The sequence below is a fragment of the Nakamurella lactea DSM 19367 genome (assembly GCF_000426645.1).
Taxonomy (GTDB): Bacteria; Actinomycetota; Actinomycetes; order Mycobacteriales; family Nakamurellaceae; genus Nakamurella; species Nakamurella lactea.
Window position 1 is genome coordinate 119,948 of record NZ_AUFT01000011.1, and the last position, 24,478, is coordinate 144,425.

General features: G+C 68.9%; 17 protein-coding genes. 9 read left to right on the top strand and 8 right to left on the bottom strand.

Annotation, left to right across the window (positions count from 1 at the left end):
- Positions 1 to 6 precede the first annotated feature (6 nt).
- A complete protein-coding gene (locus K340_RS29700; protein WP_084614356.1) occupies positions 7 to 348 on the bottom strand; it encodes an ArsR/SmtB family transcription factor in 342 nt (113 codons plus the stop codon).
- A 79-nt stretch (positions 349 to 427) separates the two neighbouring features.
- On the opposite strand from K340_RS29700, the gene K340_RS0112535 reads away from it, so the two are divergent.
- Positions 428 to 1,771, top strand: a complete 1,344-nt coding sequence (locus tag K340_RS0112535; protein ID WP_029136960.1) for an FAD-dependent oxidoreductase — start codon at positions 428 to 430, stop codon at positions 1,769 to 1,771.
- A 43-nt stretch (positions 1,772 to 1,814) separates the two neighbouring features.
- A complete protein-coding gene (locus tag K340_RS0112540) occupies positions 1,815 to 2,222 on the top strand; it encodes an arsenate reductase ArsC (protein ID WP_029136961.1) in 408 nt (135 codons plus the stop codon).
- On the opposite strand, the gene K340_RS0112545 is transcribed toward K340_RS0112540, so the two are convergent.
- Positions 2,219 to 2,863, bottom strand: a complete 645-nt coding sequence (locus K340_RS0112545) for a DNA alkylation repair protein (RefSeq protein WP_051266184.1) — start codon at positions 2,861 to 2,863, stop codon at positions 2,219 to 2,221. The genes K340_RS0112540 and K340_RS0112545 overlap by 4 nt on opposite strands.
- Positions 2,864 to 3,219: 356 nt before the next feature.
- Here K340_RS0112545 and K340_RS0112550 point away from each other — a divergent pair, with 356 nt between their 5' ends.
- A complete protein-coding gene (locus K340_RS0112550) occupies positions 3,220 to 3,582 on the top strand; it encodes a YciI family protein (protein ID WP_029136963.1) in 363 nt (120 codons plus the stop codon).
- A gap of 2 nt (positions 3,583 to 3,584) precedes the next feature.
- On the top strand, positions 3,585 to 4,901 hold the full coding sequence (locus K340_RS29705; protein ID WP_084614358.1) for an RNA polymerase sigma factor: 1,317 nt from the start codon (positions 3,585 to 3,587) through the stop codon (positions 4,899 to 4,901).
- Here K340_RS29705 and K340_RS0112560 read toward each other — a convergent pair.
- On the bottom strand, positions 4,828 to 5,307 hold the full coding sequence (locus tag K340_RS0112560) for a carboxymuconolactone decarboxylase family protein (RefSeq protein ID WP_029136964.1): 480 nt from the start codon (positions 5,305 to 5,307) through the stop codon (positions 4,828 to 4,830). The genes K340_RS29705 and K340_RS0112560 overlap by 74 nt on opposite strands.
- A 97-nt stretch (positions 5,308 to 5,404) precedes the next feature.
- The gene (sigJ, locus tag K340_RS0112565; protein WP_029136965.1) at positions 5,405 to 6,340 is read right to left on the bottom strand and encodes an RNA polymerase sigma factor SigJ; all 936 of its coding nucleotides are present in this window, start codon (positions 6,338 to 6,340) and stop codon (positions 5,405 to 5,407) included.
- Positions 6,341 to 6,472: 132 nt separating this feature from the next.
- Here sigJ and K340_RS0112570 point away from each other — a divergent pair, with 132 nt between their 5' ends.
- A complete protein-coding gene (locus K340_RS0112570) occupies positions 6,473 to 6,853 on the top strand; it encodes a DoxX family protein (RefSeq protein ID WP_029136966.1) in 381 nt (126 codons plus the stop codon).
- 14 nt (positions 6,854 to 6,867) lie between these two features.
- A complete protein-coding gene (locus tag K340_RS0112575; protein ID WP_029136967.1) occupies positions 6,868 to 7,311 on the top strand; it encodes a nuclear transport factor 2 family protein in 444 nt (147 codons plus the stop codon).
- Positions 7,312 to 7,323: 12 nt separating this feature from the next.
- Here K340_RS0112575 and K340_RS29710 read toward each other — a convergent pair whose 3' ends face one another.
- Positions 7,324 to 9,480, bottom strand: coding sequence for a heavy metal translocating P-type ATPase (locus tag K340_RS29710; RefSeq protein WP_084614393.1), 2,157 nt, complete (start codon positions 9,478 to 9,480; stop codon positions 7,324 to 7,326).
- Positions 9,481 to 9,689: 209 nt separating this feature from the next.
- On the opposite strand from K340_RS29710, the gene K340_RS0112590 reads away from it, so the two are divergent.
- The 3 genes from K340_RS0112590 to K340_RS0112605 all read left to right on the top strand — a co-directional run bounded on the left by K340_RS0112590 (position 9,690) and on the right by K340_RS0112605 (position 21,141).
- Positions 9,690 to 12,545, top strand: coding sequence for a helix-turn-helix transcriptional regulator (locus K340_RS0112590; protein ID WP_029136969.1), 2,856 nt, complete (start codon positions 9,690 to 9,692; stop codon positions 12,543 to 12,545).
- Positions 12,546 to 12,790: 245 nt separating this feature from the next.
- Positions 12,791 to 16,966 carry a carboxypeptidase regulatory-like domain-containing protein gene (locus tag K340_RS0112600; protein ID WP_029136971.1) on the top strand — a complete coding sequence of 1,392 codons (4,176 nt, stop codon included), beginning with the start codon at positions 12,791 to 12,793 and terminating at the stop codon, positions 16,964 to 16,966.
- Positions 16,967 to 17,139: 173 nt separating this feature from the next.
- Positions 17,140 to 21,141, top strand: coding sequence for a S8 family peptidase (locus tag K340_RS0112605; protein WP_029136972.1), 4,002 nt, complete (start codon positions 17,140 to 17,142; stop codon positions 21,139 to 21,141).
- On the opposite strand, the gene K340_RS0112610 is transcribed toward K340_RS0112605, so the two are convergent.
- From K340_RS0112610 to K340_RS0112620, 3 genes are all read right to left on the bottom strand, one after another.
- Positions 21,138 to 22,106, bottom strand: coding sequence for a hypothetical protein (locus K340_RS0112610; RefSeq protein ID WP_029136973.1), 969 nt, complete (start codon positions 22,104 to 22,106; stop codon positions 21,138 to 21,140). The two genes, K340_RS0112605 and K340_RS0112610, sit on opposite strands and share 4 nt — an antisense overlap.
- Complete coding sequence (locus K340_RS0112615) at positions 22,090 to 23,127, bottom strand: TrmB family transcriptional regulator (RefSeq protein ID WP_029136974.1); 1,038 nt, start codon at positions 23,125 to 23,127, stop codon at positions 22,090 to 22,092. Before K340_RS0112615 ends, K340_RS0112610 begins: the two co-directional genes overlap by 17 nt.
- 70 nt (positions 23,128 to 23,197) lie before the next feature.
- Positions 23,198 to 24,415, bottom strand: a complete 1,218-nt coding sequence (locus K340_RS0112620) for a M20 metallopeptidase family protein (RefSeq protein WP_084614362.1) — start codon at positions 24,413 to 24,415, stop codon at positions 23,198 to 23,200.
- Positions 24,416 to 24,478 lie beyond the last annotated feature (63 nt).

Consider the following 24,478-nt stretch of genomic DNA (forward strand, 5'->3'; position numbering starts at 1 on the left):
CCGGGGCTACGCCCCGATGTCCTTCAGCGGCGCCAATGCACCGGGGATTGCCCAGTAGTAGACCCAGGTCCCGCGGCGTTCGCAGTCGATGAGGCCGGCGTCGCGGAGCTTGCGCAGGTGATGGGAGACTGTCGGCTGCGAGACCCCGACGTCGGAGATGTCGCAGACGCAGATTTCGCCGCCGCAGGCGGCGATCCGGGAGTAGAGGCGCAACCGGACCGGGTCGGACAGTGCCTTGAACAGGCCGGCCGTCTGCTCCGAGGCGTCGGCCGTCATCCCCGGCGCGGCGCAGGAGTCGTCGCAGCCGGTGGCCTGCGGGGGTGCGGCGAGGTTTTCGGCGAGGGGCATTCCTCCATATTGACAACTGTCGATGCAGTGCGCAAGATGGAGTGACATCGACGTCTGTCTATTCAAGGATGTGTTGCTGATGTCCGCTCACGCTGAGCTGCCGGTTGCCGTCATCGGTGCCGGGCCGATCGGGTTGGCTGCGGCGGCCGAGCTGGTCGGCCGGAATCAGTCGGTGGTCGTCCTGGAACAGGGCGATGAGGTGGCCGCAGCGGTGCTCTCGTGGAGACACGTGCGGTTGTTCTCGCCTTGGTCGGAGCTGGTGTCGCCGGCCGCGGCCGCGCTGTTGGCAGCGACCGGCTGGCGGGCGCCCGACCCGGGCCGGTACCCGACCGGCGCCGAGTGGGTGCGCGACTACCTCGCTCCGCTGGCCTCCGCACTCGGCGATCGGGTACGCGTCGGCGGTCGGGTGACCGGCGTGGCCAAACTCGATCGCGACCTGCTGGTCGATTCCGGACGGGCGGACCAGCCGTTCGTCGTCCACATCCAGCGGCCCGACCGGCAGGTCGAGCGCCTGCTGGCGCGGGCGGTGATCGACGCGAGCGGCACCCTGGGCTTGCCGAATCCGTTGGGGGCGGAGGGCTATCCGGTTCCGGGTGAGGCGATACATGCCGATCAGATCCTTTACGGAATGCCGAATCCGCAGCTGGACGCCCCGCTCTATGCCGGCCGCAAGACAGTGGTTGTCGGGTCCGGCGCCTCGGCGCTGACGGCGCTGATCGCATTGACCGGCGAGCCCTTGCACACCAATGATTCTCGCGTGGTGTGGGTGTTGCGTCGCGGTCAGGTCGGTGATTCCTACGGCGGCGGCGAGGCGGACGAGCTGCCGGCGCGCGGCGCACTCGGAATCAAGGTTCGCCAAGCAGTTCAGGCCGGGTTGATCGAGGTCGTCACCGGATTCCGTACCGCCGCCGTCACCGATGACGACGGTGGCCGGGTCGCCTTGGTCGGCACCGATGGCCGACGGATCACCGGCATCGACCGGATCGTCGGCGTGACAGGGTTCCGGCCCGACCTGGAGTTCCTGTCCGAAGTGCTGTTGGACCTGGATCGGCGGCTGCAGGCGCCTTCGCGATTGGCCCCTGAGATCGATCCGAACTTCCATTCCTGCGGGTCGGTGACGCCGCACGGCCACGACGTACTCGCCCAGCCCGATCAGGGGCTGTACCTGGCCGGCATGAAGTCCTACGGCCGGGCACCATCGTTCCTGGCGATGACCGGCTTCGAGCAGGTCCGGTCGATCGCGGCAGCGTTGGCCGGAGACCTGCAGGCGGCGAACACTGTGCAGCTGACGCTGCCCGACACCGGGGTCTGCCACGGCGCCGGCCTGTTCGACGACAACGGCAACGCGGATGCCGGCGCCGGTGGCTGCTGCGGTGCGCCGGCAGGGCCGCAGCCGATCAGCATTGGCGTAGCCGCCAGATGACCAGCCCGCCGCCAACATTCCCGTACCAAGGAGTCGGCACGCCGTGACCAAGCCCAGGGTCCTGTTCGTCTGCGTCCAGAACGCCGGCCGCTCGCAGATGGCTGCCGGCTATCTGACCCATCTCGCCGGTGGCCGGATCGAGGTCCGGTCGGCCGGATCCGAGCCGGCAGATCGGATCAACCCGGTCGCCGTGGCGGCGATGGCAGAACACGGCATCGACATCACCGCCGAACAGCCGACGGTTCTCACCACCGACGCCGTGCAGGCCTCCGATGTCGTGATCACCATGGGCTGCGGCGACACCTGCCCGGTCTTCCCCGGGAAGCGCTACGAGGACTGGGATCTCGACGATCCCGCCGGGCAAGGCATTGCCGCCGTTCGACTGATCCGCGACCAGATCAGAACGCGCGTGCAGGATCTCATCACTTCCCTGTCGGACGTCACCGGTTAGGCGCCCTGCCGGCGGCGAACCATCTCGGTGATCCAGACCGGCGCGAACGGCGACGTGCAGCCCGGCGCAGTCGGGTAGTCCTTGAGCACTTCCAAGCGCTCGCCAATGGCCAGCGCTCGGTCGCGGTGCTCCGGGCGCTCGATCCCGATCTGGGCCAGGCAATGGTTCATCGCCCACTGCAAGCGATCCGGCGCATCCTTCAGCTGGGCCTCGATCACCGCGAGCAGACCGGGGAAGTCCAGCCCGGTCGGCTCCTTCGCGACCCGCTCGGTGGTGAGCGCCCAACCGGCACTCGCGACCACCGGATCGGGGTCAGCGAGCCAGGCCACGCGGAGTTCTTCGCGGTGCGGGCTCTTCTTGACCACGTAGTTCACCAGCCAATCGTGCACCTTGGGCGCGCCCGCCTGTCGGACGATGGCGTCCAGGTCGGCACGCTCGAACGATCTCGGTCGGCAGATCAGTAGCGCCAGCAACCTGGCCGCGGTGTCGTCCGTCGCCCAGAGCCGACACGCGAGATCCTGCTGGGTCTTCAGCCGCTTCGCGACCGCGCGCAGTTTGCCGAGGTTGACACCATGATCGTCACCGTGCTTCTCGTTCACCGCACGCGCCTTCGGATCCTCGAGTGCGGCCAGTTCGCCCATCACCTCGGCCAGCGCAGCCGTCGCCGGCTTCCCTGTCTCCGTCACCTCGGTCGCCTCCGGTCTCGTCAGCAGCGCAAATTTCCCGGTCCACGGTAGCGGGCCGTCGGTGATGCCCGCAGCACCGACGTTCGCCGCCGATCGGCCGCCCGGCAGGGCACAACCGGAGGTAACGATTCTCGGATGTCGTATTGCGGGCGTCGCCGATCGTTTGTTCAGTAGGGGTGGACCGAACCACCTCCGGTGAGGACGATCGTCAGCGGAGTCGAAGGAGCGTCGAAGTTCGTCAGACCCGAGCCGTTCCATCGGCAGACGTGCGCCAATCACCACCACGAAGGGCTGTCCGAAGGAGAGATGTGATGAAGTACGTACTGCTGTTCGTCGAAACCGAGCAGTTCGAAAGGGATTTCGAGGCGATGAGCGAGGCCGACCGCGAACGGGCGTTCGGCCTGGTCTATCAGTGGATGGACGACAACGCCGACAAGATCCGCGGTGGCAACAAGCTGCAGTCCGCCGACACCGCAACAACGGTCCGACTGGATGCCGGCAGCGAGCCCGTGGTCACCGACGGACCGTTCGTCGAGGGCAAGGAGGTGGTGAGCGGCTACACCGAGGTCGAGGTCGACGACCTCGACCAGGTGCTGAAGATGGTCAGTACCTGGCCCGGCTGCCCGATCGTGGAGATCCGGCCGCTCCTGGAGATGTCTGCCGGACAGGGCTGACCGTGGGCGGCCAGGGTCCGGCCGAGCATCGGGCCGACGCCGGTCGCGAGCTCGAGCAGCTCGTCCGGGAGCACGCGGGCCGGCTGGCGGCCGGGCTGGTACGGATCACCGGCGACTTCGGCACCGCCGAGGACCTGGTCCAGGACGCGATCCTGGCCGCCCTGCAGCGGTGGCCGATCGAGGGGGTCCCGGCCCGGCCGGACGCCTGGCTGTTCACCGTCGCCCGGAACCGCGGACTCGATGTGCTGCGCCGGCAGCACAACTATCGCAGCAAGCTGGCTCAACTCCGATTGCCCGTCGAGTCCGCGAGCGACGACCGGCTCCGGCTCGTCTTCACCTGCTGCCACCCGGCGCTGTCCCGGTCGGCCCAGATCGCGCTGACCCTGCGCGTGGTGTGCGGGCTCACCACAGCACAGATCGCCCGCGCCTTTCTGGTGCCCGAAACGACTGTCGCGCAGCGGATCACCCGTGCCAAGAGAAAGATCACCGACGCCGGAATCCCGTATCGGATGCCCGATCCCGACGAGCTCGCTGCCCGGTTGCGCGAGGTGCTGGCGGTGATCTATCTACTGCTGAACGAGGGTTACCTGTCGACCGCCGAGCGCGCCCAGTCCCGGGACCTGGTCGATGATGCCGATTGGTTGGCGGCCCAACTCCACGGCTTGATGCCGGCCGAGCCCGAGGTTGCCGGTCTGCTGGCATTGATCCGATTGCACCGGGCGCGCGCCGACGCCAGATTCGACCCGGACGGCAACCTCGTGCTGCTGGAGCAGCAGGATCGCTCGAACTGGGACCACGAAGCGATCGCTGAGGCGTCCCGGTTGCTCCAACAGGCCGCCCGCCGCCACCGGCCCGGGCCGTATCAACTGCAGGCGGCGATCGTCGCCTGTCACGCCGAGGCCGCCGATTGGGCAAGTACCGACTGGGAGCAGATAGTGCTGCTCTACGACATGCTGCTGCACCTGGCGCCGTCGCCGCTCGTTCGGCTACACCGGGCCATCGCCCGGCGCTTCACCGCCGGCCCCGCGGCCGCCCTCGGCGAGGTCGACGCCCTCGCCGACGCCCTCGATCGCTACCACCTCTACCACGCGACCCGCGCCGACCTGCTGCGGATCCTGGGCCGCGCGGCCGCGGCCCGGGCGGCCGACCGCCGCGCACTGCAACTCACCGCCAACCCGGCCGAGCAGGCCCTGTTGCGACGTCGGATCCTCTGGGGTGACGAGACCCGCGGCGCCGGACGCCGGGTCAATTCTGTCGAGCGAGTTGCCCGGGCTGATACTCGCCGCCGGCCTGCCGGGTCATCACCATCATCCGGTTGAAGGTGTTGATGACGGCGATCTGCCCGACCAGCGCCATCAGCTGCTCGTCATCGTAGTGTGCGGCCGCGTTCGCCCATGCCTCGTCGGTCACCCCGCTGCCGTCGGCCAGCCGAGTGCCCTGCTCGGTGAGTTCCAGCGCGGCCCGCTCCGCGTCGGTGAAGACCGTCGTCTCCCGCCACGCCGCGACCAGATTGATCCGCACCGGCGTCTCCCCGGCCAGCGCCGCCTCCTTGGTGTGCATGTCAAGGCATCCGCCGCAGCCGTTGATCTGGCTGGCACGGATCTTCACCAGTTCCAGGGTGGCCGCCGGCACCGACGACGCGGCGACCGCCCGATCCGCCGCGACGATGTACTTTCCGAACTTCGGTCCGACGTCGGTGCCGAACGGGTCGAGTCGAGCGTGCATGGTGATCTCCTCCTGGTGTTGGGTTCACTAGGTCGACGAGTTCGACTCCCGGGAGGTAACACCGCGCTTCGACCCTGCGCAGTTCGTCATCGGCGGTTCAGTTCGTCATCCATGGCCCGAGCTTCTCCGGGTTCCGCACCGCCCAGACGTGCGTGATCCGATCGCCGACGATGTCGAAGGCGATCACTGCGGCGGTCACACCGGCCTGCTGCAGCAGCAGCCCTGGCCGCCCGTTCACCACGCGTTCGAGAACGGTCAGATCCGGTGCCACGCTGGCGATCTGGAGGAAACCACGGGCGACCTGTTTGCCACCGACGACCGGATCGCGGACGGCGCTGACGATACCGCCGCCGTCGGCGGTCGCGACCACCCCCGGGTCGAGCAGCCGCACCAGCGCGTCGATGTCCTTGGCCTCCCAGGCACGTTTGAAGTTCCGGACGACTTCCGCGCTCAGTGGCGCCGGGTCGGCCGGCACCTGCGCCTCCCGTACCCGGCGGCGTGCAGACGTGGCCAGCTGACGGCAGGCGGCGGGGCTGCGACCGACGATCTCGGCGACCTCGGGGAACGGGTAGCGGAACACGTCGTGCAGGATGAACGTCACCCGCTCGGCAGGGGTCATCGACTCGAGCACCACCAGGAAAGCCATGCTGATCGACTCGTCGAGGGTCACCCGGTCGGCCGGGTCCACGGTCCCACCACCCGTCCAGCCGTTGATCCACCCGCCCTGCTCCGGCACCGGCTCCGGGATCCATTCGCCCACATACCGTTCCCGGCGGGCTCGGGCCGAGCCGAGCAGGTCGAGGCAGATGCGGCTGGCCACCGTGGTCAACCACGCCGCCGGCGATTCGATCGCCTGCTGCTGCTCCCGGGACATCGCGTACCACCGGGTGTAGGTCTCTTGCACGGCGTCCTCGGCCTCGGCCAGCGAGCCGAGCATCCGGTAGGCCAGATTCGTCAGATGTCGCCGCTCGCTCACGATCGCGGCGAGGCTCGGATCGTCGCGACGGTCCCTCGGGGCGGACCTGTTGCTCATGGCGTCATTCTCCCTCGACAGTCGTTCTCCCACCGGTTCGACGGCGCAGCCCACCGAACTGTGAGGCCCCGGCGTGGGCCTCACAACGGGGGCGGCCACGTCGTCGAAGGGCTGGAGAGGAAGGGATTAATCATGAACGTCACGTTGTGGATCATCACCTGGCTGCTCGCCGCGTCCTTCCTGGCCAGCGGGCTGTCCAAGTTGATGTTGACCAGGAAGAAGTTGGTGACGATGGGGATGGGCTGGGTCAACGACTTCAGCACCCCTGCGGTCAACACCATCGGGATCCTCGAGATCCTTGCCGCGATCGGCCTGATCGTGCCGGCGCTGGCCGGTACCGCCCAGTTCCTGGTGCCGGTGGCGGCCGTCGGGCTGGTGTTGCTGATGCTGAGCGCGATGGTCGTCCACCTCCGCCGGCACGAAGCCAAGGACATGGTGAGCGGCATCGTGTTGCTCGCCCTCGCAGTCGTTGTGGCCTGGGGCCGCTTCGGTCCGCAATCGTTCACCAGTTGAGAGGGAGAATTCAGATGGACAAGATTCAGCACATCGCCGATCGGGTCGAGATCGAGGCGCTGCGCGGCGAGTTCGCCGACGCCGGGATGACGCACGACTTCGACCGCCTGGCAGGGCTTTTCACCCGGGACGGGGTCTGGCAGATTCCCGGCGCCAACCTTCACATCGTCGGCCGGACGAAGATCCGCGCAGAGATCGAACGACTACAGGGAGCGTGGGAGTACTTTCTGCAGAACACCCATCCCGGCACCATCCAGTTGGACGGTGACACCGCCACCGGCCGGGCTTACGTGATGGAGATCGGCCGGTTCACCGACGGCACCTCGCTGCAGAACTACGGGGTCTACCACGACCGCTACCGGCGGACGGGCGACGGCTGGAGATTCGCCGAACGCAGCTACCAGGTCAGGTACTTCGACCAGACGCCGCTGGCCGGATCGACGCAACTGCCGGCCTGAGCACCTGTCGGGTCACGGTGTCGGCGCGGTGCTCCCCAGGGTCGCGCGGATGCTGCTGTCGGGTGACAGATCCAGCCGGCGCAGCAGTTGGGCGTTGAGCGCGACCACGATGGTGGACAGCGACATCAGGATCGCGCCGACCGACATCGGCAGGACGAACCCGACCGGGGCCAGCACACCGGCGGCAAGCGGAACCGAGATCAGGTTGTAACCGGCTGCCCACCAAAGGTTCTGCTTCATCTTTCGGTAACCGGCGCGGGACAGTTCGATCACCGAGAGCACGGATCGGGGGTCGTCACTGGCCAGGATGACGCCGGCGGAGGCGATGGCCACGTCGGTGCCGGCGCCGATGGCGATCCCGACGTCGGCCTGGGCCAGGGCCGGTGCGTCGTTGACCCCATCACCGACCATGGCGACCTTGCGTCCCTCGGCCTGCAGCCGTTTGACGTTGTCGGCCTTGTCCTCGGGGCGAACCCCGGCGAAATACCGATCGACGCCCAGCTCGTCGGCGACCGCCCTGGCAACGGCTTCGGCATCGCCGGTGATCATCACCACCTGCACGTGCTGGGCGTGCAGCGCGTCGATCGCCTGCCGGGATTCCGGGCGCACCTCGTCGGCGAGCTTCAGCGCGCCGATGACCTGTCCGTCGGCAAGCACGTGCAGGATGATCGCGCCATCGGTCCGCCACTTCTCGGCGATGTCCAGCTCGTGGCTGTTGTGCTGCTGCAACAGATATGGCCCGCCGACCTGGATCCGGGTACCGTCCACCACGGCCGAGACGCCGACCGCCGGCGACGACCCGAAGTCGACGGCCGATGGCACCGGCAGATCGCGGTATCGCGCGCCGGTGACGATGGCGCGGGCCAGCGGGTGCTCGGAGTCCGTCTCGGCGGCCGCGGCGAGCGCCAGCACGGTGTCGGAGTCGTATCCATCGGCCGGATGAACGGCGATGACGGTGGGTTCGCCCTTGGTCAGGGTCCCGGTCTTGTCGAACAGCACGGTATCGACCGTGCGCATGCTTTCCAGCGCCAGCCGATCCTTGATCAACACACCGCCCTTGGCCGCGCGCTCGGTGGCGATCGAGACCACCAGCGGAATAGCGAGTCCCAGGGCGTGCGGGCAGGCGATGACCAGCACGGTGATGGTGCGCACCACCGCATCGTCTGCAAGCCCGACGGCCGTCCAGACGATCGCGGTGATCACGCCGGCGATCAGGGCGAACCAGAACAGCCAGCCGGCGGCGGTGTCCGCGATCCGCTGCGCCCGCGAAGTGGAGTTCTGCGCGTCGGCCACCAACCGTTGGATACCGGCCAGCGCAGTGTCATCACCGACCGCGGCGATCCGTACCCGCACACCGGAGTCGGTGGCGACGGTCCCGGCGACGACCTTGTCGCCCTCGCCGCGGCGCACCGTCCGGGATTCGCCGGTGATCATCGACTCGTCCATGCTGGCCGAGCCCTGGGCAATGGTGCCGTCGGCCGGGATCCGCCCGCCGGGACGCACGACGACGAGGTCGCCGATCTGCAGGTCGGCCGGCGCGACGGTGACGATCCGATCGCCACCGACCTGAGAATCGCTGACGAGTTCGGCCTCGTCCGGCAGCAATGCCGCCAACGAGTCGAGCGCGGAGGTGGTCTGGGCCAGCGAGCGCATCTCGATCCAGTGGCCGAGCAGCATGATCACGATCAGCAGCGCCAGTTCCCACCAGAAATCCAGCTCGTGGTCCAGGATCCCGGTGGTTGAGCCCCAGGACGCCAGGAACGCCACGGTGATGGCCAGCGCGATGAGCAGCATCATTCCCGGTGTGCGAGAACGGAGTTCGCTGACGGCGCCGGTCAGGAATGGCTTGCCGCCCCAGCCGTACATGACGGTCCCCAGCACCGGCGAGATCCATTTCAGCCACTCGGTGTCCGGTAGCTGATACCCCAGCAGCGTCGCGAACATCGGCGAGAAGACCACGACCGGGACCGCGAGCACCAGCATGATCCAGAACAGTCGGCGGAACTGCCCGACGTGATCGGCGTGGCCCTGGTGGCCACCGTGATCCCGCTGGCCACCGTGATCATGATGACCACTGTGATCGGGTTGACCACCGTCACCCTGCTGGCCACCGTGACCCTGCGGCTCGACGTCGGCGCGGAGCTGCTGGTGCCCGCCGTGTTCGCTCATGTCCGTCACTCCTACCTTACCCCGGTACAGTACTTATACCTCGCCGATCGTGCAGCGTCAAGTACCCCTGGGGGGTATCCAGGACAGCGCTCGCCGCCGCCGGAGCCGACGATCGCCGGCTCGGGCGCGGATGCCGGTAGCAGCCGTCGAGTCTTCGCCAACACCGCCCGCGCTGGCAATGCCCGAGGTGCGTTGCGGACAATGCAACGGTGAGCCCGAACCAGGACGAGTCCGCCCAGCCCGCCGTTCGGGTGCCTCGGCTGGTGGGCCGGAACACCGAGTCGGACCGACTGCGCGCCGTCCTCGCCGGGCCGCCGACGCTGACTCTCGTCGAAGGCGAGGCCGGTATCGGCAAGACCCGGCTCGTCCGGGAGGTCATCGCCGACCGCGACCGGACGATGATCGCGGTGTGCCCGCCGTTCCGGCAGGCCTTCACCTTCGGCCCGATGGTGGACGCCGCCCGCGAGGCCGGCCCGGATGTCGCCGGACTGGGACTCTCGCCACTGGCCGGGGCTCTCCGGCCGTTGTTCCCGGAATGGTCCACCGCCCTGCCCGACGCCCCGGAGCCGTTGCCGGACAACGCTGCCGGTCATCATCGCCTGTTGCGCGCGTTCACCGAGCTGCTCGACCGGATGCGCATCGAGCTGCTCGTCCTGGAGGACGCTCACTGGGCGGACGAGGCGACCCTGGAGCTGCTGCTGCTGCTGGCGGCAGCACCGCAGCGCATCGGTCTGCTGGTGACCTACCGCCCGGACGAACTGCCGCCTGGATCGCTGGTGCGCCGGCTGTCCGCCCGGGCCGACCAGACCCGGCTCACGCTCGATGCGCTGGACGTCGATGGCACCGCAGAGTTGGTGTCCTCCATGCTCGATGACGAACACGTCTCCACGGCGTTCGCCGCCTTCCTGCACGATCGGACTGAGGGCCTGCCGCTGGCGGTCGAGGAATCGGTCCGGCTGTTGCGCGACCGGTCCGACCTGGTCCGCGTCGACGGGGAATGGATCCGCCGCGGACTGACCGAACTCGAGGTGCCGCCGACCATCCGCGACGCGGTGCTGGAGCGCGTCGGTCGGCTGGAACCGGCGTCCCAGTTGACCCTGCAGGCGGCCGCGGTGCTGGCCGAGCCGGCGGTTGAGGCGGTGGTGGCGGCAGTTGCCGGCGATGGGTCCGACGTCGACGGGATCATCGGTGCGATCCGCAGCGGGCTGCTGTCCGAGGATCCGCGGGGCCGGCTGGCCTTCGGCCACACACTGACGGCCCACGCGGTGTATGAAGCCATCCCCGGCCCGCAACGCCGGCGACTACACGCGGGCGCCGCGCGGGTGCTGCGGGCGAACGGCGCCGGCGTCGCCCGCCTCGCCCATCATTTCCGCGCCGCCGGTGAGACCGGCGCCTGGTGCCGTTATGCCGAGCAGGCGGCCGATCTGGCCCTGGCCTCCGGCGATCCGGCCACGGCGGGCAGCTATCTGTACGAGCTGCTCACCGGCGCCGATCTCCCGCCCGCAGACCTCGCCAGGGTCGCCCGCAAGATTCCACCGCACGCCACCGGTGGCCACCTGCATCGCGCCGGTGCGATTCACGCGCTGCGCAGCACGCTCGACCGGGTGTCCCTTTCCGCCACCGAGCGTGGCGAGTTACGGGCGCAATTGGGCCAGAGCCTCATCCATATCGGCGAGTACGCCGCCGCCGCAGTTGAACTCGAACGATCCATCCCGGACCTCGCCCACCGTCCGGTCGCGGCGGCACATGCGATGTCCTCGCTCGGCATGCCGTTCACCACCAGACAACCGGCCGCTACCCATCGGCGGTGGCTGGATCGCGCCGCAGCGGCGGTGACCGCCGACTTCACCGAATACGACCGGCTGGCCTTGCGCATCGATCGGGCGACCAGCCTGCTGGCGCTGGGGGACCCCCAGGGGTGGCGCATCGCCGCCGAGCTGCCGGACGAAGCGGCCGCACCTGAGCTGCGCCCGCAAATCATTCGCGGCGCCCTGAACCTCAGCAGCGAAACCATCCGATGGGGCCGCTACGCGCAGGCACGCAGCCATCTCACCCGCGGCACGGAGCTGTCCGTCCGCTACGGATTCCACCGGATGCGCGACATGTTCACGGTGAACGTCCTGTACCTCGACTGGTGCAGCGGGGCCTGGACCGGGCTCGCCGAGCGGGCAGCGGCGGCGGCGGACGGCGCGGAAGAAGACACCGTGATCCGACTGCACCTGCAGCTGATCCTCGGCCGGCTGGAAGCCGCAACGGGCAAGCCTGCCGCAGGCCCGCGGTTGGCGGCAGTGCTGGGCGAGACACACGATCGCGGCCTGATCGCAACGACCCAAGAGCCGGCCGCCGCGCTGGCCGCCCTGCGGCTGGCCGCCGGCGACGTCGAGGAGGCCCTCAGACTGACCGACGATCCGGTGTCGCTGCTGGCCCAGAAGGACGCCTGGCTGTGGGGGCTGGAAACGGTGCCGGTGCGGATCCGGGCGCTGATCGCCGCCGGCCGCCCCGACCGGGCAGGCGAGCTGCTGTCCGCGTTCGAGCACGGCCTCAGCGGCTGCGACGCAGCGGCCGCCGCTGCCGCGCTGGCGGCCGCCAGGGGCGAATGCACGTCCGATCCGGATGCCTTTGCCGATGCGGCCGCCGCCTGGGCCGCCCTGCCTCGCCCGTACGCTGCGTTGCTGGCCGCCGAACGGCGGGCCACCTGTCTGCTCGATCGGGGCGTCAAGGACGCCGCGCTGACGCTGCTCACGGATGTCCGGCAGGGGCTCATGGAGCTGGGCGCGGCGGCGGACGCCGATCGGGTCGCCGGCACCGTGCGCGAGCATGGTGGGGTGATCCGTCAACCGTGGCGGGGCGGTAACCGTGGGTACGGCGACCGACTCTCGCCGCGGGAGCTCGAGGTCGCCGCTCTGGTGGCCGACGGCCTGACCACCCCGGAGATCGCTCGCCGTCTCTCCCGCTCCCCCAAAACCATTGCCACGCAACTGAGGTCGGCCATGCGCAAGGTCGGCGTGTCGTCGCGGACGGCACTCGCGGTTGCCATCGCCAAGGACGACGCGGGCGAACTTTAGGTCATCCGCCCGATAGCGGCCCGGCCCGCGGTCCCTCGATACTCCGATGGTGACGTTCGACGAATCCCGCGATGACGGACCGGCCCCGCTCGCCGACGACAGGGCGGTCGGCACCGATCGCGGCCCGGACGATTCCGCCGGCCGATCGCACTCGTCGCATCGATCGGATCACCCGGATCGATCGACCCGAGACGCCGACGAGCGACGCCGCGGCTACGAGCCGCTCTGACGAAAGCGAGAGTCCCTTGCGCAGAATCGTTCTGCTGATCACCGCGGTCCTCGGCCTTGGCCTGGTGGTGGCCCCGGCCGCCGCCGCGTCGCCGACAACGGCTTTCGCCGCAGCCGCACTGTCGGCCCTTTCACCGTCCGCCACCGCCCCCGCTGCGTCGACCCCGTCAGCACCGGACACCGCGCCCGCGGAGGCCGGCGCTGACGTCCCGACCGGGTGCAATCGTCCCGATCTCCCGTCGGGATATGCCCGCTGCTTCAGCGAGGTCCACACCAGCGCCACCGGCCGCCTCGCGCCGAACGCGGTCGGCCCGCCGGCCTCGGCGTTGAGTCCCGCCGACATCCGGGCGGCCTACAACCTGCCAGACGGGGGTGACGGGCGGACCGTGGCGGTCGTCGCTGCCGGCGGCTACGCCGCCGCGGAGGCGGACCTCGCGGTGTTCCGCGCGCAGTACGGTCTGCCGGTCTGCAGCACGGAGAACGGCTGCTTCCGCAAGCTCGACCAACGGGGTGGCACCGACTATCCGGCCGACGATGCCGGCTGGGCGCTGGAGTCCGCACTCGACCTCGATGCCGTGTCGGCCGCATGTCCGTCCTGTCATCTGCTGCTCGTCCAGGCAGACGATGCCCTGATCAAGAACCTGGGCGTTGCTGCCGAGACCGCCGTCACCGTGGGTGCCAAGTACGTGTCCAACTCCTACGGTGTACCCGGCGAGAGTGCCGGTCAGGTGCAGTTCGACCAGTACTACGACCACCCGGGAGTGGTGGTCACGGCCGCCAGCGGCGACGACGGCCATGTGGTGAACTGGCCGGCCAGCAACCCGAACGTCGTCGCTGTCGGTGGCACCAGACTCACCCGGGATGCATCGACGGCACGCGGCTGGGCCGAGAGCGCTTGGGCCGAAGGCGGTTCCGGCTGCTCGCTGTACGAAGCCCATCCGTCCTACCAGGACGGCATCAACACCGGCTGTCCGAACGGACGCGCCATCGCCGACATCGCCGCGGTCGGCGACCCCGCGACCGGGCTGGCGGTATACACCTCGCTCGCACAGCGGGGGGAAACCGGCTGGTTCCAGGTCGGCGGCACCAGCCTGGCGTCCCCGCTGATGGCGGGGATGTACGCGCTGGCCGGCACACCCGCCGAAGACACCTACCCGGTCAGCTACCCATACGCCGCCGGTAGCGCCGACCTGAACGACGTCACCGACGGATCCAACGACGATTGCGGAAACATCCTGTGTCAGGCCGGAATCGGGTGGGACGGCCCCACCGGGCTGGGGACACCATCGGGAGTGGACGCACTGACCTTCGGCCCGGCCGGAACCATGACCGGAGCGGTCACCGACGCGACGTCCGGTGCGCCGATCGGCGATGCTGTTGTCGTCGCGGTCGACCCGGCGCAGGGCCGGACCTACCGGGTCAGAGCGGGCGCCGATGGCCGGTTCACCGCGAGCCTGCGGGCCGGCACCTACAACATCACCGCGTCCGGCTTCGGCTACCTCGATGCGACAACGACCGGCATCGTGATCGCCGAATCGCAGGTCACCACGACGCCGCTGGCGCTGCAACCGGCGGCGACCCGGTCGGTCTCCGGCGCGGTGACCGACGGCGCCGGGCACGACTGGCCGTTGGCGGCGACCATCACCATCGACGGATATCCGAACGGGGTGATCGCCACCGACCCGTACACCGGCCACTACCGCGTCGAGTTGCCGGAGAACGGCGACTACACACTGCACGTCGCTGCCGACTATCCCGGCTACCTGGCGCGCACCGTCCCGGTCAGCGTCGGCACCCGCGATGTTCGCGCCGACGCCGCTCTGGAGATCGAACAGACCGGTTGCACCGCCCCGGGTTACGCCAATCCGCTGCGCACCGACTTCGAGGGCTGGACAGCGGCGATCCCGCAAGGAGGCTGGGCCGTCAGCGGTTCGACACCCGGTTGGCAGTTCGACAGCCCGGGCTCGCTGCGCAACTACACCGGCGGTGACGGCAACTTCGCGACCGCAACCCCGCGCCAGAACGGGGGCACCCCGGAGGACACCACCTTGACCTCGCCGGCCATCGATCTGCGGGGACAGCAGTCCCCGACCCTCGAGTTCCAGTACGTGTTCACGCCGAAGGACGGCACCAGCGGAGCGGTCGAGCTCAGCCTCGACGGTGGCCGGACCTGGAATCTGGCCAAGACCATGGAATCCGGCCTGGGCAAGCGCGCCGTCATTCCTGTGCCGCAGGCGACCGGGCGGTCGGACGTCCGGGTGCGGTTCCACTTCGCGGGCAACGGTGACGCCTACTGGCAGCTGGACGAGCTGACCGTCGGCGCGTGCGCGGCGGTGCCGGGCGGATTGGTCGCCGGGGTGCTGTCCGACGCCAACACCGACAGGCCGATCAGCGGCGCCACCGCCGCAGGCTCGACGCCGGCTTCGGATGCCGGCTACTACTGGGCCTTCTCCGCTCCTGGCCGTCATCGGCTGACCGCGAGTGCCGGGCGGTACACGTCGGCGACCGCGGCGGTGAAGGTCACCGCGGACACCGTCACCCGGCGCGACTGGCGATTGAAGGCCGGCCGGCTGAAGGTCGGCACCGACACGGTGGGCGTCACCCAAGAACTCGGCACGACGAAGAGCAAGACCGTCAAGCTCACCAATATCGGCGGCGCACCGCTGACGGTGTCGGTCGGCGAGCACACCGCCGACACCACGCCGATGGCAGCCGCGGCACAGGGTGCGCCGCTGATCGAGATCGAGGGCAACGCCTCCGCCGCGTCGGCGGCGCTGGCGCCTCAGGAAGCCGACCGGCCAGCCTCCGGCGGGGCGGCAGCCGACCAGTCCGCGCCGGCGGGAACATCGTGGACGGCCATCGCGGACTACCCCATCACGATCCTGGACAATGCCGTCGGCTACTACCAGGGCCGGGTCTACTCCTTCGGCGGCGCCACCCCTGCGGGCTATACCGACGCTGGGTACCGATACGACCCGGCAACGGCGGCGTGGCGCGCCATCGCCCCGCTACCCCAACCGCTGGCCAACGCTGCCGGGATATTCCTCAACGGCGTGATGTACGTCGCCGGCGGATGGCTCTACGGTGGCATTCCGGTCAAGACGCTCTACGCCTACCACCCGGGCACCGACAGCTGGCAACAACTGGCCGACCTGCCGGTCGCGCTGTCGGCGATCACCGTCGCCGTCGACGACGGTCAGCTCTACACCATCGGCGGGTGCCCGGACGGCTGCTCGTCGAACGTATCGTCGGTCTATCGCTATCAGCCGGCCACCGATCACTGGACCGCCGTCGCGGACTACCCCACCAGCATCTCTCGCAATGCCTGCGCCGGCATCGATCACGAACTGATCTGCACCGGCGGTTACGACGTGTCAGGGCATTCGACCAAGAACACCACCTATGCCTACGATCCGGCGCTCGACAGCTGGACACGGCGCGCCGACCTGCCCTACGCCGGATGGGGAATGGCGTTCGCCGGCGCCAACGGCAAACTGCAGGTCGCCGGCGGGACGATCAGCAACGTGATCACGAACCGGGCGTCCGAATACGACCCGGTGGCCGACGAATGGCGCGCACTGCCGAATGCCAACCATGCATTCTTCCGCGGTGGCAGCAGTTGCGGGTTGTATCAGGTCGGTGGCCGCATCGACGGCGCGGTCTACGGCGGCACGGCATCCTCGGTGCTGTCCGGCTACGACGCCTGTGGCGGTGACGAGGTGACCTGGCTGAGCACCGGTGAATCCGAGATCACCCTGGCTCCCGGTTCATCCCGCAGCGTGCGGATCAGTGCCGATTCCTCGGTGGTTCCTGGTCCGGCCACCTACTCGGCTGTGGTGTCACTGGACACCGACTCTCCTTACGGGTCAGCGCATATCGCCGTCACCGCGAAGGTGAACCCGCCGAAGTCATGGGGCAAGCTGGCCGGCACGGTGACCGACACGGCCGGCACACCGATCCGTGGTGCGACCATCCAGGTCTGCACGATGTATCGCCCGAAATCCGGGCTGTGCGGCGAGACGTCGTACACGCTGCGCACCGACCAGCACGGCAACTACTACCAGTGGTTGTCCAAGGGATACAACCCACTTCACGTGACTGCTGCGGCGAGCGGTCATCTACCGATGTTCCGGTTGACGCGGATCCGTGCGGGTGCCACGACCAGGGCGGACTTCGTGCTTCCACCGTCTTGACGGCCGGCGGCCGCAGCGTGCGCCATCGTCCGGTTTGTGTCATTGGCGTTTACCGGCAGGGCCAGCTCCTTCCGTCGCGCCCGGCGCTCTGCCATCGTCGAGTCGCGCGCCGCGGCCGGTGGTAAGCGAAACCCCTTCGGAGGAAGTCAATGCGTAGGCGTCATCCTCGTTCCGTGACTGGTGCGCTGCTCGCGCTGTGCCTCTCGCTGGTCGTGCCGACCACCGCTGCGCACGGTGGCCCACCGACCGCCGCGTCGGCGCCGCCGGCGGCGGTGACCGCAGCGGCAGCCGCTGGACACCTGCCCTCCGGCGGCGCCGTGCCGCCGTCGACTGGGGTGCCCGCCGCGGCTGTTCAGCCAGCGGACGGAGGCATCGAGGTCACCCTGATCACCGGCGATGTGGTGACGTACCCGGCCGAGACATCGACAGATCAGGACCGCGTACAGGTGCGACAGGCGCCCAGGCCGGACGGCCGGACCGTGGCCTTCACCCAGTTGCGGGAAGGAGATTCGTTCTACGTCTTCCCGTCGGATGCCCGTGGTCTGGTCGGCGCCGGACTTCTCGACAAGGGCCTGTTCGACGTGAGATACCTGGCGCGGAACGGGTACGCGGACAAGGACAGCAGTGAGCTACCCGTCATCGTGCAGTATCCGACCGGGCGCGGGATCGCCCGCGCCGCTGCACTGCCTGCGGTCGCCTCGTCCCGAGAACTCACCAGCGTCAACGCCAATGCCGTCCGGGTCAGCAAATCCGGGGCCTCCACGTTCTGGGCGAGCGTCCAACCCGCGGGCAACGCCCGGATCGCCGGCGGGTTCAGCCGGATGTGGCTGGATCCGAAGGTGAAGACGCAACTGGACGTCAGCGTGCCGATGATCGGTGCTCCGCAAGCCTGGCAGCGGGGCCTGGACGGTTCGGGCGTCAAGGTGGCGATGCTGGACACCGGGGTGGACCTGAATCACCCTGACCTGGTAGGACACATCGGCGCCACGGCCGTGTTCAGCGACGATCCCAGCGTGCAGGACGGCAACGGACACGGTACCCATGTCGCTTCCACGATCGTCGGCTCCGGCGCAGCCTCCGCCGGGCGGTTCAAGGGCGTCGCCCCAGGCGCCGACCTGATCGTCGGAAAGGTGCTGGACAACAACGGCGAGGGTTGGGGCTCGCAGATCATCGCCGGTATGCAATGGGCGTCCGAGCAGGGCGCGAAGATCGTCAGCATCAGTATCGGCAGCGCGCCGTCGGACGGTACGGATCCGATGAGCGAAGCGGTGAACCAACTCTCGGCCGAGTACGGCACGCTCTTCGTCATCGCGGCCGGGAACAACGGAATCAGCCATTACATCAACGCCCCCGGCGCCGCAGAGGCGGCATTGACCGTCGGTGCGGTCGACAAGCAGGACCAGCTGGCGAGCTTCACCAGCCGGGGCCCGCGACTCGACGAGGGACTCAAGCCGAACATCGCGGCCCCCGGCAAGGACATCACCGCGGCCAGGGCCGAGGGCACGCAGCTGGGACCGATCGTCGATGGCAGCTACACGACGATCTCCGGGACATCGATGGCAACGCCACATGTTGCCGGCGCGGCAGCGATCCTGGCCGAGCAGCACCCGGACTGGACCGGGCCGCAACTGGCGAACGCCCTCACCAGCTCCGCCAAGGATGACGGATATTCACCCTACGAACAGGGTGCCGGCCGGGTCGACGTCGCACGAGCCACCACCCAGCCGGTCCGCAGCAGCGGCCAGCTCGACTTCGGAGCCGTCCCGGCCGAGCAGGCGGCACCGATCAGCAAGACCCTGACGTATACCAACGACAGTGATCAGCCAATCACCCTGACGGTGACACCCAGCATGAAGACCCATTCCGGCACGGCACCGGCAGACACCCTGACCGTCGATCGCAGCGAGCTCACCGTCCCGGCCAACGGAACCGCAGACGTCACCGTCATTCTCGATGTCCGGGCCGGCCCGCCATCGTGGTACGAAGGCGCGATCGAGGCGGCCGATGCGACTCGCTCCGTCGTGGTCCGCAGCGCGGTGGGCGCGGTCAAGGAGCCCGCTCAGGTTGACGTGACGATCGAGGTCGTCAACCCCGTCGGGGCAACGGATGTGACCTACGGCGGCTTCCTGGCGCTGCGACTCGACGACGGTGAGGAATTCAAGAACCTGCTGCTGTCGCCCGCGGTGCAGAACTACGCCGGCAAGCTGCCGGCCGGTGTCTACAGCATCGGAACGGACGTCACCTGGACCGATGCTGCGGGCGAAGTGAACCACGCGCTGGTCACCGAGCCGACCGTCGACGTCCACGATCCGACAAAGGTCGTCTTCGACCTGCGCAAGGCACAGCGGGTCGAGGTCAAGACCCAAAAGCCCGGCATCGCCTATCACGCGGTTCTCGGCTACCGGGACGTCACCGAGAACTCGAAAATCGCGCTGGAGCAGTACTTCGACCAGCCGTTCGGACAGACGAGGCTCTGGACGCTGCCGACCAAGTCGGCAACCCGTGGCACCTTCGTGTCGTACACGCAGGTCTGGCAGGGACCGGACCCGCTGACGGTTCGGATGCGCGGGAAGAGACCACTGGACCTGCACCCCTCCTACCAGGACGTCGGAGCCGGCGTCACCATGCTGAAGGGCCACAGCACCCGCTCGGTCGTTGCCGCCGGCCACGGCACCGAAGCCGACTTCGCCACGGTCGATGTTCGGGGCAAGATCGCACTGCTCGACCTGTCCGATCTGTGCCCGGCTGTGTGTGACGACAGCGGTCTCGACCGGGTGCAGAACGCGAAGGCCGCCGGCGCGGTCGCCGTTCTGGGCTACAGCGCCGCCGGCCGCGAATTCCTGAACCTGGGGAACTGGGTGGTCGAATGGCCGACGTACCCGATCCCGACGATGAGCCTCACCGCCGTCGAGGGACGCGCGTTGACCGCCCGGTTGCAGCAGACAACGGTGACGTTGGACCTGCGCGGCGACCCCGACGTTTCTCACCTGTACGCCCTGGCTTTCACCACGCCGGACAAGGTTCCGGGCGGCCGATTCACGGTCGCCGACCGCAACCTGGCGCGAACGGTGAACCGGCTGCATGCGGACGCGCCGGGAACGGCGCGGCTGAACTGGCAACCCATGCTGTCCGGTCCGATCTACCTGCGCAGCTACGGCCTCCGGTTGCCGGCGCAGAGTGCGTTGACCACCTACTCCGGACCGACCGACGACTCCCTGCTCTGGTTCGTCAATGCTGACGCGAACTACGCGTCGGGAGAACGAGCCTGGTCGTCGTCCGTCGCCTCGTTCTACCGACGTCCAGGCAGCACCGTGATGAACTGGGGCGAGCAACCCCTGGTGCCCGCGGGTCATCGGCAGGACCTGGCCACCGCTCCGTACAGCTGGATCCTGTGCGGTGTGTGCCGCAACGGCGACGTACTCAGCGTGCAGCACTACCTGTCCAACAACGGGATCGGTGCCGGCTACATCGCCTGGGGCGACGACCCGCAGGGCCAACCCACCAACACCATGCGGCTCTACCGCGGCGATGACGAGATACCGGTACAGCAGGGCCTGTGGGGCTACTTCATCTCGCTCTTCCTGAGCCCCTTCTTCGAGCTGCCGCAGGAGGTCGCCGACTATCGGATGACCGAACACCTCAGCACGCCGCTCACCGCACAGCGGTACGCCCGGACCTCGGACACCTCAAGGACCTTCCGTTCGGGTCACCGCGACGACGGCCTGGTCGTCAAGCCGCGGACCACGGTCGGGTTGCACTGCACCGGGTGGTACGTGCATCCGCTCGTCAACGGCGAATGGCAGGACCCGAAGATCGAGCCGTGCCAACCACTTCGGGAGCTGTACCTGGGATATGAGTTCGGTCTCGGCCTGGACAACACGGTGCGCGCAGGGAGTTCGGGAACGGTGACCATCACCGGTTACCACTCGGCCCTGTTGGACCGGCAGCCGCGATTGACCGGCGTCAAACTCTGGCTGAGTTACGACGACGGCAAGCACTGGTCGCGGGTTGCCACCCGCGCCGGGAAGGGCGACACCGTCACCGCCAGGGTCAAGTACCCGGCATACCGGAAAACCACCGGCGCGGTGAGCATTCGGGCCGAGGGCGTCGATGACGAGGGCAACACGATCTCGCAGACGATCCCGCGGGCATTCGGTCTGGCCCACCACGGCTAACGGTCTCCGGTCGGCGGGTGCAGGTCACGCAACGCGGCCTGCACCCCCGCCTGGAACCGGGTTCTCGCTCCGGATTCGTCGAGCAGCGCGGCGATCCTGCGTTGCACCGTCCGGTGACCGATGCCCAATTGCCGGCTCATGGCCTGGTCGGTGTACCCCGCCTTCATCATCTCGACGAGTCGGTCACGGTCGACATCGGCCGGATCCGCACCGATCGGCCGGCCACGCCGCCACAGGCTCTCGAACAGACTGCCGAGCGCATCGAGCAGACCGGAGGGGTGCACGATGACAGCTTCCGCCGCCGCCGACTGCGGCTCGCGTTGCAGCTCCAGCAAGGCCAAGCGATCGTCGGCGATCACCAGCGACACCGGCACCTCGGCCACCACTCGTATCTGGTGACCGGCGGAGGGCGCTCCGATCGCGGCGGTGTGCCGCCGGTCGATCCCGTTCTGCTCGTACAGCACGCGACACCGGATCTGGGGATCGCCCGCCGCCTCGGCCTCCGAGCCGGCCGCCCGACGGTCGAGAATTCGCAGTTCGTAGCGGGCTGCCTGCCGGATCTGTGCTGCCCGCTGGGCCACCGCGCGAGTGCCGGTCACCAGTTCCACCACCGAGATACCCGGACCGGCGAGGTGGGCGCGGTAGGAGTCGGACAGCTCGCCGATCCGACGCTGCGCGTTCCGTAGGTCGCGTTCGCGCGCCAACAGGATCACTTCGAGGCCGACATCCGGTGCCACCGCGGTGTACTGCGGCGGGTCTCCGGTCGTGGCGACCAACCCGCTGGCGACCAATCTTGTCAGGACAGCCGTCACGTCATACCCAGGGTTGGCGGTCAATTCGTCACCGGAGAAGCCGTCAGCGGTGATCGGCGATCCGTCGACCAACGCCCGATAGATCGCCTCTTCGTCCGACGTCAGCCCGATCGCCGCCAGCGAACCGGGCGCGTCGTCAGCTCTTGGCGCCATGCTGGCCCTCGCCATTGGCGGCCGCCGGATCGAACGGAATCGCCCCGCCAAGGATGCCGCGGCGGACCACTTCGTAGCCGGCCTGAAAGCGGGTCGCAGCACCGAATTCGGTCGACATCTCGCGCACCCGCCGCCGGACGGTTCGATCGGTCCAGCCCAGATGAGACGCGATCTCGGTGTCCTGCAGTCCGGAGACCAACAGCGACAGCAGCTCCCGGTCGACCGCCGGCGACTCGACCTCACCATCCGGGTTCGTACCGAGTGGAATTGCGTGCTCCCAGTACATCTCGAACAGCCCGCGGAGCGCGTTCAACAGGGTGGAATCGTGAATCACCAAGGCACTCGTCGGATCGGAGTTCGTATGCAGCAGCACCATGCCCATCGGCTGGTCGGTGAGCGTCAACTTCACCGGCAACTCGGCGACGCGGGCAACCTCGCCGAGTTCGGCCAGCGCGGCCATCTCGGCCGGCCGTCCAGGAAGGTCGATGCCCCGCCGGTCGTACAGCACTCGATACCGGATGCCGGCTCGGAGCAACTCGGCCTCGAGCGGGTTGCTGTGCACCACCACGCTGAGATACGGCGGCGCGTCGAAACCACACACCTCGCTGCGTGCGCCGCGTTGGATCTCCTCGAAGCGGCGCAGGATCTCGACAGAGCCGTGGATGACCTCCACCAACGGTGTGGAGCCGGCCCCGGCGGTGGGTGAACGGTGGCGGTAGCGGGCCGACAATGCGATGAGATGTCGCCTGGCCGCAGCCAGATCGCGGGCGCGTTGCTGCGCCAATTGGTCGAGCGCGGTGTCCGGCGGAATCACCACGAATCGCGGATTGTCCGGGGTGGGATCCGCGATCAGGCCCAGTTCACGGAGGCCGGCAAGTGCCGAGGCCACCGTCGCCGACACCGGAACCGGCCACACCTCGCGCGCCCAACGGATCAGGTCGCGGGGCGCTGCCGGTGGGTGCGACACCATGAATTCGAAAAGTGCTTCTTCGTGCGCCGTCAGACCGAGGATCTGCAACATCTGGGTCAGTTCCCCGGCCGGGCCGGCCGAACCGACCGGTCGCCCGTGACGCTCGAGGTGCGCGACGCGCTCAACGATTCAGCCGACGCAACGCGACCTCGGCGAGCAGGGCCGCGCCGTCGGCGAGCACCGAGTCGTCGAAGGTGGCGAGAGCGGAGTGGTTGTCCGGGGCCGACTTCGGCTCGTCGCCTGGTGCTGCGCTCAGGAACAGGTACGAGCTGGGCACCTCATTGGCGACGAAACTGAAGTCCTCGCTGCCGGCCTCCGGGAACGGCATCTCGAAGAAGCGCTCGGCACCGAACATCTCGGTGACGGTCGCCACCATCAGGGCATACTCGTCCGGGTCGTTCACCGTGACGGGATACCCCGGCCGGTAGTCGATCTCGGCCGTCAGCCCGTGGGCGCCGCAGATCCCGTTGGCCAGCTGGACGATCTCCCGCTGGATCTGCTCGCGGTTCTCCGTGGAGAAGGTGCGCACCGTAGCCTCGATGACGGCGGTGTCGCCGATGATGTTGTCCTTGGTGCCGGCAGAGATCTTGCCGACGGTCACCACGACCGGGTCGAAGATGTCGAACCGTCTGGTCACCATGGTCTGCAGCGCCAGCACGATCTCACAGGCCACCGGGACCGGATCCTTGGCCAGGAACGGCTGCGAGCCGTGCCCACCGCGGCCGACCACCGTCAGATAGACCTCGTCGGCCGCGGACATCAGCGGACCCGGACGCCCGGACCAGGTGCCCTTCGGATGCCCGGCCGCGCCCACGTGCAGCGCATAGGCGGCATCCACCCGACGACCGGCGGCGGTCAGCAGGCCCTCGGCGATCATCGGTGCCGCCCCACCGGGCCCCTCCTCGCCGGGCTGGAACATGAACACCACGTCGCCGGCGAGTTCGGCGCGCAGCTCGTGCAGGATCTTCACCGCGCCGACCAGGCCGGCCACATGCAGGTCGTGGCCGCAGGCGTGCATCAGGCCGTTCGAGCTGGCGAAGTCGAGTCCGGTGCGCTCGGCAACCGGCAGCCCGTCCATGTCGCCGCGGAGCAGCACCACCGGACTGCTCTCCGTGCGCTTGCCTCCACGCAGGACCGCCACCACGGACGTCAGCCCCGAGCCGGTGGTGATCTCCAGCTCCAGCCCGGCCAGCTGGTCGAGGATGGCCCGTTGGGTGCGCGGATTCTGCAGCTCCAGTTCCGGATCGGCGTGCAGCCGACGGCGGAGTGCAGTCATTTCGGGCGCGAGGCGGGCGGCGATCTCGGCGGTGCGGGTGGCGGCGGGGGTCGTCGGGTTCATGTGTTGATCGTTGCAGGTGCGCCCGGCGCCGGCGCGCGGGACAGCCCCGCTACGCCTCGGGGG

What these genes read in the sequence shown, in the direction of transcription:
- K340_RS0112615 (WP_029136974.1), bottom strand. Translation starts at nt 23,127, where the DNA reads ATGTTGCAGATCCTCGGTCTGACGGCGCACGAAGAAGCACTTTTCGAA.
- K340_RS0112550 (WP_029136963.1), top strand. Translation starts at nt 3,220, where the DNA reads ATGAAGTACGTACTGCTGTTCGTCGAAACCGAGCAGTTCGAAAGGGAT.
- sigJ (WP_029136965.1), bottom strand. Translation starts at nt 6,340, where the DNA reads ATGAGCAACAGGTCCGCCCCGAGGGACCGTCGCGACGATCCGAGCCTC.
- K340_RS29710 (WP_084614393.1), bottom strand. Translation starts at nt 9,480, where the DNA reads ATGAGCGAACACGGCGGGCACCAGCAGCTCCGCGCCGACGTCGAGCCG.
- K340_RS0112610 (WP_029136973.1), bottom strand. Translation starts at nt 22,106, where the DNA reads ATGGCGCCAAGAGCTGACGACGCGCCCGGTTCGCTGGCGGCGATCGGG.
- K340_RS0112560 (WP_029136964.1), bottom strand. Translation starts at nt 5,307, where the DNA reads ATGCACGCTCGACTCGACCCGTTCGGCACCGACGTCGGACCGAAGTTC.
- K340_RS29700 (WP_084614356.1), bottom strand. Translation starts at nt 348, where the DNA reads ATGCCCCTCGCCGAAAACCTCGCCGCACCCCCGCAGGCCACCGGCTGC.
- K340_RS0112575 (WP_029136967.1), top strand. Translation starts at nt 6,868, where the DNA reads ATGGACAAGATTCAGCACATCGCCGATCGGGTCGAGATCGAGGCGCTG.
- K340_RS0112570 (WP_029136966.1), top strand. Translation starts at nt 6,473, where the DNA reads ATGAACGTCACGTTGTGGATCATCACCTGGCTGCTCGCCGCGTCCTTC.
- K340_RS0112535 (WP_029136960.1), top strand. Translation starts at nt 428, where the DNA reads ATGTCCGCTCACGCTGAGCTGCCGGTTGCCGTCATCGGTGCCGGGCCG.
- K340_RS0112620 (WP_084614362.1), bottom strand. Translation starts at nt 24,415, where the DNA reads ATGAACCCGACGACCCCCGCCGCCACCCGCACCGCCGAGATCGCCGCC.
- K340_RS0112545 (WP_051266184.1), bottom strand. Translation starts at nt 2,863, where the DNA reads ATGGGCGAACTGGCCGCACTCGAGGATCCGAAGGCGCGTGCGGTGAAC.